Source organism: Telluria sp. LT2P34, from assembly GCF_059685915.1.
The window spans coordinates 563,251-576,440 of the sequence record NZ_JCASIN010000002.1 but is presented as its reverse complement, the minus strand read 5'-3'; the positions used below and the strand labels follow the sequence as shown (position 1 = coordinate 576,440).

The following is a 13,190-nucleotide window of genomic DNA, read 5'->3' as shown; positions in this document are numbered from 1 at the left end:
CACGCGTTCGACCACGATCGAAACACCGTAGCGCATCCATCATCGAATTTTTGATCATTTAATGGGACGCCCCATGAACCACCCCATCATCCCGATCGCCGTCGCCGGCGCGACCCGCCAACGCAAGCGCGAAGCCCCAAAAGGCCGCCGCGTCGACCCGCAGGCACTGAGCGATGTCCAGGCCCTGCTCGGCGCAGAATCGCGCCAGCCCGACCTCCTGATCGAACACCTGCACAAGATCCAGGACCACTTCGGCTGCCTGGGCAGCCACCACCTGGCGGCGCTGGCGCAGGAAATGCGCCTGGCGCAGACCGAGGTGTATGAAGTCGCCACCTTCTATCACCACTTCGACGTGGTGAAAGAGGGCGAGGCGGCCCCGGCCGCGCTGACCGTGCGCGTCTGCGCCGGGCTGTCGTGCGAGATGGCGGGAGCGAAGGACCTGCTGGCCCGTCTGCCGGACATGCTGGGGCGTGAAGTGCGGGTGCTGGAAGCGCCCTGCATCGGCCGCTGCGAGCAGGCGCCGGCCGCCGTGGTCGGGCAGCATGCCGTCCCCCATGCAAGCGTCGAGAGGATCGTGGCGAAAGCCGCAGCGGGTGAGACGACCGACCTTGTCGAAGGCTATATCGATTATGCAGCCTATCGCCGTGCTGGCGGCTATGCACTGCTGCGCGACTGCGTCGACGGCAAGCACGATGTCGACCAGGTCATCGCGACCCTGGAAGGCTCCGGCCTGCGTGGCCTTGGCGGCGCAGGTTTCCCTCTCGGGCGCAAGTGGCGCATCGTGCGCGGCGAGGCCGGCCCGCGGCTGATGGCGATTAACATCGACGAAGGCGAGCCCGGCACTTTCAAGGACCGGGTCCACCTCGAGACTGACCCGCACCGCTTTTTGGAAGGCGCCTTGATCGCCGCCTGGGCGGTTGGCATCGAGGCCATCTATATCTACCTGCGCGACGAGTACCACGGCTGCCGCGCCATGCTCGAAGCCGAGCTCGACAAGCTGCGCGCCGATCCTCCGGTCGACAACATGCCGCCACTTTTCCTGCGTCGCGGCGCCGGCGCCTATATCTGCGGCGAAGAATCCGCAATGATCGAATCGATCGAGGGCAAGCGCGGCATGCCGCGCCTGCGCCCGCCGTATGTGGCGCAGGTGGGACTGTTCGGCCGGCCAACGCTGCAACACAATTTCGAGTCACTGCACTGGGTGCGTGAAATTCTCGAGCGCGGCGGCGACTGGTTCGCCAGCTTCGGCCGTAATGGCCGGCGTGGCCTGCGTTCGTTCTCAGTCTCGGGCCGTGTGCACAAACCCGGCGTGAAAGTGGCGCCAGCCGGCATCACGGTGAAAGAACTGATCGAGGAATACTGCGGCGGCATGCTGGACGGGCATGAGTTCTATGCCTACCTGCCGGGCGGCGCCTCGGGCGGCATCCTGCCGGCGGCCATGGGCGACATCCCGCTCGACTTCGACACGCTGCAGCCCTATGGCTGCTTCATCGGCTCGGCGGCGGTCGTGATCCTGTCGGATCGCGACACGGCCACGAATGCTGCCCGAAATACGCTGGCCTTCTTCAAGGACGAGTCCTGCGGCCAGTGCACGCCCTGCCGCAACGGCACCGCCAAGGCGCTCGATATCATCCGCAAGCCCGAATGGGACGTGCCGCTGCTGGGAGACCTGTCGCAAGTCATGCGTGATGCATCGATCTGCGGCCTTGGCCAGGCGGCGCCGAATCCTATCGACTGCGTCATCAAATACTTCCCGCACGAGCTGGTCCAGCAGAGGTAACCGTCATGAATGCCATTACACCTACCGTCACATTCGAACTCAACGGCCGCGAAGTCGCGGCGCTGCGCCATGAGACCCTGATCGAGGTCGCCACCCGCGAAGGCGTCGAGATCCCGCGCCTGTGCTACAAGGAAGGCATGGACGCGGTCGGCAACTGCCGCTCCTGCATGGTCGAGATCGACGGCGAGCGCGTGCTCGCGCCGTCCTGCTGCCGCTATCCGACCGCCGGCATGAAGGTCAGCACCGACAGCCCGCGCGCGCTGGCCGCGCAAAAGATGGTGCTCGAGCTGCTGCTGTCCGACATGCCCGAGGCCGAATACACCCGCAAGAACGAAGTCGACGTCTGGGCCGAAAAACTCCAGCTCGGCAAGCCGCGTTTCAAAGCCACCCGCAGGCAGCCGCAGCGCGACGCCACCCACGCCGCCATCACCGTCAACCTCGATGCCTGCATCCAGTGCACGCGCTGCGTGCGCGCCTGCCGCGACGAGCAGGTGAACGACGTGATCGGCCTGGCCTTCCGCGGCGAAAACGCGACGATCGTGTTCGACCAGGGCGACGCGCTCGGCGCCTCCACCTGCGTGGCCTGCGGCGAATGCGTCCAGGCCTGCCCGACCGGCGCCCTGATGCCGGCGCGCGAAGTGGCGCTGAACATCCCGGATAAACAGGTCGATTCGGTCTGCCCGTACTGCGGCGTCGGCTGCCAGCTGACCTACAACGTCAAGGACAACAAGATCCTGTACGTCGAAGGACGCGACGGCCCGGCCAACCACGGCCGCCTGTGCGTCAAGGGCCGCTACGGCTTCGATTACGCCCACCATCCGCACCGCCTGACGAAACCGTTGATCCGCCGCGAAGGCATGCCGAAGACCGGCGAGTTCACGATGGACCCGGACCGCGTGCTCGAAGTCTTCCGCGAAGCGACCTGGGAAGAAGCGCTGGCGCTGGCCGGCGGCAAGCTCTCCGGCATTCGCGACAACTTCGGCGGCAACGCGCTGGCCGGCTTCGGCTCGGCCAAGGGCAGCAACGAAGAAGCGTATCTGTTCCAGAAGCTGGTTCGCACCGGTTTCGGCACCAACAACGTCGACCACTGCACCCGCCTGTGCCACGCCTCCTCGGTCTCGGCACTGCTGGAAGGCATCGGCTCGGGCGCGGTCTCGAACCCGGTGATGGACGTGATGCGTTCCGAGGTGATCGTCGTCATCGGCGCCAACCCGACCGTGAACCACCCGGTGGCCGCGACCTGGATCAAGAATGCTGTCAAGCTCGGCGCCAAGCTGATCGTGCTCGACCCGCGCCGCTCGGAACTGTCGCGCCATTCGCACCGCTACCTGCAGTTCAAGCCGGACACCGACGTCGCGCTGCTGAACGCGCTGATGCACGTGATCGTCACCGAAAAGCTGGTCGACGAAGCCTTCATCGCCAGCCGCACCATCGGCTATGCCGAACTGGAAGCGAACGTGGCCGAGTACAGCCCGGAAGCGATGGCGCCGATCTGCGGCATCGATGCCGAGACCATCCGCTATGTGGCGCGCCTGTACGCGACCTCGAAGGGCTCGATGATCCTGTGGGGCATGGGCATTTCGCAGCACGTGCACGGCACGGATAACGCGCGCTGCCTGATCGCGCTGGCGCTGATGACCGGCCAGATCGGCCGTCCCGGCACCGGCCTGCACCCGCTGCGCGGCCAGAACAACGTGCAAGGCGCGTCCGATGCCGGCCTGATCCCGATGATGCTGCCGGACTACCAGCGCGTCGACAACCCGGTTGCTCGCGCCAGGTTCGAGGCCGCCTGGGGTGCCACGCTCGACCCGAAACCGGGCCTGACCGTGGTCGAGATCATGCACGCCATCGACGCCGGCCAGATCCGCGGCATGTACATCATGGGCGAGAACCCGGCCATGTCGGACCCCGACGCCAACCACGCGCGCGCCTCGCTGGCCGCGCTCGAGCACCTGGTGGTGCAGGACATCTTCCTGACCGAGACGGCCTACCTGGCCGACGTGATCCTGCCGGCTTCGGCCTTCCCTGAAAAGACCGGCACCTTCACGAATACCGACCGCCTGGTGCAGCTGGGCCGGGCGGCGATCACCCCACCGGGCGACGCCAAGCAGGACTTGTGGATCATCCAGCAGATGGCCAACGGGCTCGGCCTGCCGTGGGATTACAAGCACGTGTCGGAAGTGTTCGACGAGATGCGCCGCACCATGACCAGCATCGGCGGCATTACCTGGGACCGCCTGGAAAGCGAAGGCGCCGTGGTCTATCCTTGCCTGGAAGAGGGTGACGCCGGCCAGCCGGTCGTGTTCACCGAAGTCTTCCCGCGCGAGGGTGGCCGTGCGCGCTTCGTTCCGGCCGACATCATCCCGGCCAACGAGCGGCCCGATGCCGAATACCCGATGGTGCTGATCACCGGCCGCCAGCTGGAACACTGGCATACCGGCAGCATGACCCGGCGCGCCACCGTGCTCGACGCGATCGAGCCCGATCCGGTGGCCCTGGTGCACCCGCTCGACATGGAGCGCCTGCGCGTCAAACCGGGCGATGTCATCACGATCGCCTCGCGCCGCGGCGAAGTGGCGCTGTATGCGCGCGCCGACGACAGCTCGCCGGTGGGCGCGATTTTCGTCCCCTTCTGCTACTACGAAGCGGCGATCAACCGGCTCACCAATGCCGCGCTCGACCCGGTCGGCAAGATCCCCGAGTTCAAGTACTGCGCCATCAAGGTCAGCCCGGGTGGAGAGCTCGCACCGCAGGGCAGTTATGGTGGCGGCCAAATCCTGGAGGGCATGGCACAATTGGCAACATGAACCGTCCAGACTTGCCACTGCAGCACCAGCACCAGCCCCGGTATCGACCGCAGCTTTCCAACGCGCACGCCCACCTCACCCACGAGGTGAGCGCGCTCGACGAGCGGGCGCGGCGCTCGACCATCTCCATCCCCGCCGAGCGCCCGCTGACGGTGTATGTCGACAAACGCGAGCTGGTCACCCTGATGACCCTGGGCGGCGCACCGGAGGCGCTGACGCTGGGCTACCTGCGCAACCAGCGCCTGGTGCGGGCAATCGAGGACGTGGTGTCGGTGCAGGTGGACTGGGCGGTGGACGCGGTGGCGGTCGTCACCCGGAACGGCATCGCCGACGTCGAGGAACGCACCGCAAAAAAGGTCGTGACCACCGGCTGCGGCCAGGGCTCGGTCTTTGGCGGCCTGATGGACGAGATCGACACGATCTCGCTGAGCGAATCGGCGCGCCTGCGCCAATCGGTCGTCTACCGCATCGTCGACCTGATCCGCACCCAGCCATCGATCTACAAGCAGGCCGGCTCCGTGCACGGCTGCGCCCTGTTTTCCAGCAGCGGCGAGCTGCTCTATTTTGTCGAGGACGTCGGCCGCCACAACGCGGTCGACGCCATCGCCGGCCTGATGTGGCTGGAAGGCATGGCGGGCGACGACAAGGTGTTCTACACCACCGGGCGCCTGACTTCCGAAATGGTGATCAAGGGCGCCCAGATGGGCATTCCCTTCCTGCTGTCGCGCTCGGGCACCACGCAAATGGGCCACATGGTGGCCGAACGGGTCGGCATGTCGCTGCTGGCGCGCTGCAGCGGCAAGCACTTCCTGCTGCTGGCGGGGCAGGAACGGCTGGAGTTCGAGCCGGCGCTGCTCGAACTGTCCGGGCCCGTGCTTCCGGCCTGAGCCCCCGGGCCGCTCCATCATGTCCCTGATCGACGCCACGGCGCATGCCTTCGCGCTGCTGTTTTCCGGCGACGCGGCGCTGTGGCGCATCATCTGGGTATCGCTGAAGACCAGCATCATCGGCCTGCTGCTGGCCGCGCCCCCGGCCGTGCTGCTGGGATATGCGATCGCCATGCACCGCTTTCCGGGCCGCCGCATCGCCGTCTGGCTGGCGCAGTGCGCGCTTTCCCTGCCGACGGTCCTGATCGGCTTGCTGCTGTATCTGCTGCTGTCGCGGCGCGGTCCGCTGGGTTCCCTCGAGTGGCTGTTTTCGCAGCCGGGCATCATCCTCGGGCAGGTCATCGTCGGTTTGCCGGTGCTGCTGGCGTTTACGCTGGCGGCGGTGCAGGGTCTCGATGCGCGCTACGCCGAGACCGCACGCGCGCTGGGCGCCTCGCGCTGGCGCACCATGCTCACCGTGCTGCACGAAGCGCGCTACGGCGTGATGGCGGCCGTCATCAGCGGTTTCGGACGCGTGATCTCCGAAGTCGGCTGCGCGCTGATGGTGGGCGGGAATATCGAAGGCGAAACGCGCACCATTACCACCGCCATCGCCCTGGAGACCAGCAAGGGCGAGTTCGCGCAGGGGATCGCGCTGGGCATCGTGCTGGTTGCGCTGGCGCTCCTGATGAACGGCGCCCTGATGCTGCTGCAGGGCGAAGCGCATACCGCGGGAGGGCGCCTGTGAGCCCGGCCTCGACACCGCTGCTGACGGTACGCGCCCTGTCGCGCCGCCACGGCGAACGGCTGCTGTTCGACATCGACGAATTGCGCCTCGAGGCCGCCAGTGCCTATGTGCTGACCGGCGCCAACGGCGTCGGCAAGAGCACGCTGCTGCGCGCCCTGGCCGGGCTGGAGCGGATCGACGCCGGCCAGGTCGAATTCGACGGCAAGCAGCTCGCGCTGCACCCGTATCCACACGCGCTGCGCCAGGCCGTCGTCTACGTGCACCAGCACCCGATCATGTTTTCCACCAGCGTCTTTCATAACATCGCCTATGGCCTGCTGGCCCGCGGCGAACCGAAGGCGCGCGTTGCGCAGCTGGTCGAGGAGGCGATGGCCTGGGCCGGGGTCGCCTACCTGGCCGCTACCGACCCGGCGCGCCTGTCCGGGGGCGAGAAGCAGCGCGTGGCGCTGGCGCGGGCCCGGGTGCTGGGCGCGCGCCTGCTGCTGCTCGACGAGCCGACCGCCAACCTCGATGGCGCCGCGCGCGAGCAGGTGATCGCCCTGATCCCGACGCTGATGGAAAAGGGCAGCACCGTGGTGATGGCCTGCCACGACCGCGACCTGATCGGCCTGCCCGGCGTGCGCCGCCTGAAGCTGCGCGACGGCCGGCTTGAATACCGCCCACTCAAAGGAGACATCGATGAAACGCCGTAATCTGATTGCAGTCGCGCTGTGCGCGCTAATCGCTTCACCTGTCACGCTGGCGCAAAATGTGCTGCGCCTGTCGACCACGACCAGCACCGAGAACTCGGGCCTGCTGAAACACCTGTTGCCCGCCTTTGAGGCGAAGACCGGGATCAAGGTCAACGTGATCTCGGTGGGCACCGGCAAGGCGCTCGAACTGGGGAAAAACGGGGACGTCGATGTGACGCTGGTGCATGCGCGCCCGCTCGAAGACCAGTTCGTGCGCGAAGGCTGGGGTGTCGGCCGGCGCGAGGTCATGTACAACGATTTCATCGTCGTCGGCCCGGCAACCGACCCGGCCCGGGTGAGGGGCGGCAAGGATGTCGTCGTCGCTTTTGCGCAGATCGCCGCCAGCGGCGCCAGGTTCATCTCGCGCGGCGACAATTCGGGTACCGACCTGATGGAAAAGAGCTACTGGCAGGCGGCCGGCGCCAGGCCCGCCGGCGCGCGCTACGTGTCGGCCGGCCTGGGCATGGGCGAGGTGCTGAACATGGCCGCCGAAATGCGCGCCTATACCCTGACCGACCGCGCCACCTACGGCGCCTACCGGGCCAAAACCGGGCTGGCGATCCTGGTCGAGGGCGACCGCCGCATGTTCAACCCCTACGGCATCATTGCCGTCAATCCGGCCAGGCACCCGGGCGTGAATGCCAGGGGCGCCCAGCAATTCATCGAATGGATCACCTCGCCGGAAGCCCAGGCGCGCATCGCCGCCTTCAGGCCAAACGGCGAGCAGCTGTTCTTCCCGAACGCGGCCAGGTAAAAACGGAAAAAGCGGCCGAAGCCGCTTTTTTTATGCCTGTGGAGGGCAGCTTACTTGCGCAGAACCTGACGCTTGCGCGCAGTCGCGCCGGCGGCCAGCAGCGCGATGCCGAACAGGGCGAGCGTGCCCGGTTCCGGTACTTCGGCAAGTTTGAACTGGCCGTTCGTACCGAGCACGAAATACTCGCCCGGACGGTTCCGATAGGTCGTGTCCGTGCAGCCAGCGGCCGTGAAGCCGGCGTACTGGCAGACCAGTTCGCTGATCAGGGTGGTGGAAGGCGAGGCGATCGTGTTTGCATTGGTAAACGCAAACGACAGGAGCGACTGGGTCGACAGGTCCTGGCCGGCGCTATTGAAAAAATAGCCCGCCGCAAGCATTCCAGGCGCTGCCTGCGCAAACACGCTGACCTGGCCATTGCTGGTCGGAAGACCGCTTTCATCGACCAGGCCGCCGCCGCCCAACACACTGAACTCGGCGATCTGCCGGCCCTGGTTGGCGCCGTAGAGGCCCTGGGCGCTGGCATAGCTGGCCTGGCTGCCGCTCTGGTACATGCGGATGGTACCGCTGCTGATGGTGAAGCCGCCGCCGAACTGGCCGGTGCCTTGCGCTTCGAAGGTAGCGCTGATGCTGCCACCCGGGAAGTTCATCGCGAGCGCCTGTCCGTTGCTGTCCGCCTGCATGACATTAAAAACGGCATGTTCGCGGAACGAGAAGGAATTGCCACCGGTCGAAGTCAGCTGGATAAACGAGTTACCGTTGAAATCCAGGTATTCGTTGATGACCTGGCCGGCCGTGTAACCGCCGCCGTTGGGGTTGAATACCCAGTTGTTCATGACCGGACTCGCGATTGCGGTACCGGTCGTGCCGAGCGCAAAGGCGGCAGCACAAATAAGTTTTTTCAGGGAATTCATTGTTATCTTTCGACAATTCGTCGTCAGGAGAGAGGAACTTAAGGTAAAGCAATTGCCATGCCCGCAGAAAATAATTCATTGAATCAAGCGCTTGGATAATTCACATTCGAATTTCATAAAGACGTGTAAAGATTCCCGACAAGTGCTTGTTTCTATTAAGAATTCTTAATAACAATTGTGAAATAGCAAAATATAAATTTGTTGCGTTTACGCTGATTCTCTCGACAAAGTTAACAATGTATGTCTATGCAGGGAAGCCGCGCCAACAAAAACGCCAGCCCTGAGGCTGGCGTTTCACGTTCTGATGGAGATGGCCGAATCGACGCGTTCTTACGACCCGGTTGCGCGCACATTCCCGAACAGAATGCCTTCGTAGGGCGCGGGGCCGCTACCGATAGTGACACCGTCGTCACCGATATCGAAGCTGCGGATCTGGCGGCTGTGCTTCGAGCCCCTGACCTTGATGACCGAGATGACGGTATGCAGCTCGGCATGGTGCTCGATATAGCGCAGCATGATCACGACATCGGCCAGTACGACACTGCCATGCGGACTGAAGCGCAGCTCGTGGAAGCGGTCTTCCATTTCGTTGGTCATCAAGAGCGTCACGCCCTTACTGGACAACACGGTCGCCATGCGGTAAAGCGACTCGGAAAAATCCTCGCGCGCTTCGGGCGCAAGCGACATCATGAAGCCGGGAATAGAGTCGAGCACCACGCGCGTCGCCTTGGTCTGCTCGATAAGGGCCGCAAGATCGTGCAGGGTTTCGTCGATCGACAGATCGAGCGCGCTCATGGTGGCCAGGCTGACCTGGCCGGAGCGTACCAGCTGGTCCAGGCGGGTGTTCATCAACTGGGTGGGATTGCGCTCGAACAGGGCGACGACACCGGTTTCGCCATTGCGTGCACCGGCGGCCAGAAATTCGGTGGCCAGGATGGTCTTGCCCGAGCCGGCCGGACCGCTCACCAGTACGGTGTAGCCGGCCGGATAGCCACCGCCAAGCATCTCGTCGAGCATCGGCACGCCGCTCGACAGCCGCGTCCTGATCGCCTGCGCCTGCGCGCCCAGGTGGGCCGGTTCGATGATGGGCAACAGGCGCGGGAAGACTTCGATGCCGTTGCGGTCGATCCGGAAAGCGTGCAGGCCCGGCCGTTGCCGCTGTCCTCGCATCTTGATGACCTGCAGCTTGCGCGACATGACATTGCGCTGCACGTGCTGGTTGAGCCAGATAATCCCGTCGGCAACGGTAAAAATCGGGTTTTCGTCGGCTTCATTGGCCTGGTACTCGCCGATCAGGAAGGTGGTTGCGTTCCAGCCTGTCATATGGGTGACCAGCTGCTGCACGAAGGCTTGCAGCGCCGCCACGTTGTGATTGTCGCCGCGCACGCCCTGCACAAAAGATCGGAACGAGTCGATGAACACCAGTCCGGGTCCGTGCCGGCGCACTTCCTCGAGGATGCGGATCAGCACGGCGTCGTAATTGCCTTCTTCGACCTCGGGCGCAAGGCTGATGAACTCGACCGAATCACCGACCTTGTCGAAATCGAAGAAGCTGAATTGCTGCTGGTAGCGCAGCATCTTGACGGGCGGCTCGCCCATCGCGGTAAAAAACAGTGCACGGCACTGCGGGGTGGCAAGGCCGAACATGATTTGCTGGGCAAACGTTGTCTTGCCACTACCTGGGGCGCCACCGATGATGTTGAACGACAATTCGGGCAGGCCACCGCCAAGGACGGTGTCGAGTCCGGGAACGCCGGTTGCCAGCAGGCGCAGCTCAATTTTATCGGTCATGACGCTTACTCCTCATTATTCTTTTTGATGTCATCGGCGGCGAATGCGGTACCCAGGAATTTGATTGCCAGGCGCACGCCGATCAGGTCCGCCAGCATCGTAATATAAGTCAGCATCAGCGCATGGTTGGCGGCGACGATTTCCTCGGATGTGCGCTCGCCCAGGCTGTGCTCGAACTGGGCAAACGCGGTCTTCGTGTCGCCCGCGCCGATCTGAGGCAGCCACGGAAAGGCCGCGGCATACGCCGCCAGGCTGCGCACGAACAGCAGTTCCGCACTGAGGGGGCCGATCAGGGGACTGAATTTGCGAAACAGGGTTTTCCACAGTCCGATCGCGGCTGCTGCGCTCTCGGCGGCACTATCGGCGGCGAGGCGCCCCATTATTGTCGCGAACAGCTCGGTCGGAATTGGCATAGCGTGCAAGCAACAGAAGGGTAGCCCAGGGACGCGGAGTGCGTCACAGGTAGCGGACGGATGTGTTCAGAACAGCTATTTTATCCGATAGTATGCGCGCTGGATGCATTCCGGGACGCAGGAGCGATCGGAATAAGGAGTGCTACTTCACTGCCTTCGGCGCGCCCGCTCTTGACGACCAGTTCGCCGCCATGCGAGGCAACGCGCTCATGCAGGTCGAGCAGGCCGAAGCTGTTCGGTTTGCGGGGCGCGCCGGGGTCGAAGCCGATCCCGTTATCGATGACGCGCAGCGACAGGCTGTCCGCGCCGGCATCGAGCTTCACGGTCACCCGGCTGGCCAGGGAGTGGCGCGCCACATTGTTGAGGCATTCCTGCAGCACATAGTGAACGGTCAGCACCGCTTCCTCACCGAGGACCAGCTCGGGGATGCTGTCGTCCACGTCGAGTTCGCATGCGATGCCGCTGGCACGGGTGAACTTGCGCAATTCCATCTCGACGGTCGCGTGCAGGCCCAGCTCCAGGCAGGGTGGGCGCAGCTCGCCCATCAACTCCTTGACCGTACGCAGCGTGACGTCGACATTATCAAGCGCGGAACCGATGCGGTCACGCAGGCGATAGTGGCGCTTGGTGGTGTGCTGGTGCAGCAGGACGATGTCGATGCGCAGGGCCAGCAGGTTCTGGCCGAGCGAATCATGGAGTTCCTGCGAAATGCGCTTGCGTTCATCGTCGCGCGTGGCGAGCTGGTGCGCGAGCAATTCGTGCAGTTTTTGTTCGGATGCACGCAGCGCTTCTTCGGCCTGTTCGAGGGCGAAGATCTTCTCCACCAGCGCCTGGTTGACCAGCATCTGGTTCTGCGTCAGGCTCAGCAGTTCAGCCGCGTGCGCAGCGTCGAAGTCCTGCGTTGCCGACGTGTCTAGCGCAGTGGAGCGTCCGCTGCGTGCCACGCTCTTGTAACCTGGAGTTTCTATACCCATGTCAAAAGCCCAGTTGATGTGCCGCAGCCCGCGGCTTCGGAAAAACTGCTACCTGTTCAGAAGCTAGGGAATTCGGGCCGCCAAGTCAAGAAAAAAAGGCAGGCGGAGACGAATTGTTCTGAACCGGGGACGACCGGCTGCATTGGGCGGGCATGAGCTAGCCTGGATCAGGATGACAGCTCCGAATTGTGCTCCTCCAAGATGCTTAAAAAGTTATAATTATTGCTAGTTCCGATTGGGAGTACGTTTTGCGCCTGGCAGATTTCATCGTTTCCGACTTAGAGTCGATTCTCCATGAGTGGGAGAATTTTGCGCGTACGCTGAAGCCTGCGGCAGACAATATGTCCGACAAAGACTTGCGCAACCATGCTGCGCTGATGCTCAACATGATTGCCAAGGACCTGTGTACGGTCCAGTCGATCGAAGAGCAGATTGAAAAGTCCCATGGCGACGAGCCCGGGCAACATGATGACGCCGGCCATGGCATTGCTCGACTGGACTCGAAGTTCACAGTAGAGCAAGTGGTTTCCGAGTATCGCGCTTTACGCTCCAGCGTTCTCAGGCTTTGGGCGCAGGCCCTGCCACTCACCAGTCCCACGGATGTCGGCGACATCATCCGCTTCGACGAAGCGATTGATCAGCTGCTTGCTGCATCGGTATTCAGCTATGCCCAGGCTAAACGAAAGTCGGACGACGCAGAGAAAGACCGCCGGAATGATTTTCTGGCGATGCTTGGTCATGAATTGCGCAATCCGCTGGCACCCATCAGCACAGCCGCAACCATTCTGAAAAGATCGAAACTGGATGACCCGGTGGTGGACAACGTCAGCAACATCATTGCCAGACAAGTGACGCATATGGCGGGCCTGGTGGATGACCTGTTGGATGTATCACGCGTCACTCGCGGCATCATCGAAGTCAAGCTGGAAGTGTTGGACATCCGGCAAGTGATCTTGGATGCTGTAGAACAAGTGTCGCCACAAATTGATGCGCGCCGTCACAAGCTCGTGATCACAACGCCGCCCGAACCAGCTGTAGTACAGGCCGACAAGAAGCGCGTGGTGCAGATCATCACGAACCTGCTGACGAACGCTGCTAAATACACGCCGGAAGGCGGCCACCTGCAGTTGAAGATGACGCTGCTTGAAAGCGAGGTTGTGATATCGGTAGAAGATAACGGCGCGGGCATGGCGCCGGAGTTTATTCCGCAAGCATTCGAGCTTTTCGCACAAGCGGCGCGAACCCCGGACCGTTCCCAAGGAGGCTTGGGCCTGGGCCTGGCACTGGTGAAAAATCTGGTCGAACTGCATGGTGGACAAGTCGCATGCTCAAGCGAAGGCCTGGGCAAGGGCAGCAAGTTCACCGTGCGGCTGCCGCGGCCGCAACTCGATGACGGTAGTGGCCAAAGCTAAGCG

General features: G+C 63.6%; 11 protein-coding genes. 7 read left to right on the top strand and 4 right to left on the bottom strand.

Annotated features, from left to right (window positions below; genetic code table 11):
* Window positions 1-73 precede the first annotated feature (73 nt).
* The 6 genes from AC56KZ_RS08435 to AC56KZ_RS08410 are packed head-to-tail and all read left to right on the top strand — an operon-like array spanning window position 74 to window position 7,686.
* A complete protein-coding gene (locus tag AC56KZ_RS08435; protein WP_497161705.1) occupies window positions 74-1,780 on the top strand; it encodes an NAD(P)H-dependent oxidoreductase subunit E in 1,707 nt (568 codons plus the stop codon).
* Window positions 1,781-1,785: 5 nt separating this feature from the next.
* Complete coding sequence (gene fdhF, locus AC56KZ_RS08430) at window positions 1,786-4,587, top strand: formate dehydrogenase subunit alpha (RefSeq protein ID WP_497161704.1); 2,802 nt, start codon at window positions 1,786-1,788, stop codon at window positions 4,585-4,587.
* On the top strand, window positions 4,584-5,474 hold the full coding sequence (locus AC56KZ_RS08425) for a formate dehydrogenase accessory sulfurtransferase FdhD (RefSeq protein WP_497161703.1): 891 nt from the start codon (window positions 4,584-4,586) through the stop codon (window positions 5,472-5,474). Before fdhF ends, AC56KZ_RS08425 begins: the two co-directional genes overlap by 4 nt.
* Before the next feature lie 19 nt (window positions 5,475-5,493).
* Complete coding sequence (locus tag AC56KZ_RS08420) at window positions 5,494-6,201, top strand: ABC transporter permease (protein ID WP_497161702.1); 708 nt, start codon at window positions 5,494-5,496, stop codon at window positions 6,199-6,201.
* A complete protein-coding gene (locus AC56KZ_RS08415; protein WP_497161701.1) occupies window positions 6,198-6,893 on the top strand; it encodes an ABC transporter ATP-binding protein in 696 nt (231 codons plus the stop codon). The genes AC56KZ_RS08420 and AC56KZ_RS08415 overlap by 4 nt, the downstream gene beginning before the upstream one ends.
* Window positions 6,880-7,686 carry an ABC transporter substrate-binding protein gene (locus AC56KZ_RS08410; RefSeq protein WP_497161700.1) on the top strand — a complete coding sequence of 269 codons (807 nt, stop codon included), beginning with the start codon at window positions 6,880-6,882 and terminating at the stop codon, window positions 7,684-7,686. The genes AC56KZ_RS08415 and AC56KZ_RS08410 overlap by 14 nt, the downstream gene beginning before the upstream one ends.
* A gap of 50 nt (window positions 7,687-7,736) precedes the next feature.
* Here AC56KZ_RS08410 and pepA read toward each other — a convergent pair whose 3' ends face one another.
* From pepA to AC56KZ_RS08390, 4 genes are all read right to left on the bottom strand, one after another.
* Complete coding sequence (gene pepA, locus AC56KZ_RS08405; protein WP_497161699.1) at window positions 7,737-8,597, bottom strand: flocculation-associated PEP-CTERM protein PepA; 861 nt, start codon at window positions 8,595-8,597, stop codon at window positions 7,737-7,739.
* Window positions 8,598-8,927: 330 nt separating this feature from the next.
* Window positions 8,928-10,388, bottom strand: coding sequence for a DUF7125 family protein (locus AC56KZ_RS08400; protein ID WP_497161698.1), 1,461 nt, complete (start codon window positions 10,386-10,388; stop codon window positions 8,928-8,930).
* 5 nt (window positions 10,389-10,393) lie between these two features.
* The gene (locus tag AC56KZ_RS08395) at window positions 10,394-10,801 is read right to left on the bottom strand and encodes a hypothetical protein (protein WP_497161697.1); all 408 of its coding nucleotides are present in this window, start codon (window positions 10,799-10,801) and stop codon (window positions 10,394-10,396) included.
* Window positions 10,802-10,881: 80 nt separating this feature from the next.
* Complete coding sequence (locus AC56KZ_RS08390; protein ID WP_497161696.1) at window positions 10,882-11,775, bottom strand: sensor histidine kinase; 894 nt, start codon at window positions 11,773-11,775, stop codon at window positions 10,882-10,884.
* Between the two features lie 248 nt (window positions 11,776-12,023).
* On the opposite strand from AC56KZ_RS08390, the gene AC56KZ_RS08385 reads away from it, so the two are divergent.
* Complete coding sequence (locus AC56KZ_RS08385) at window positions 12,024-13,187, top strand: sensor histidine kinase (RefSeq protein WP_497161695.1); 1,164 nt, start codon at window positions 12,024-12,026, stop codon at window positions 13,185-13,187.
* Window positions 13,188-13,190 lie beyond the last annotated feature (3 nt).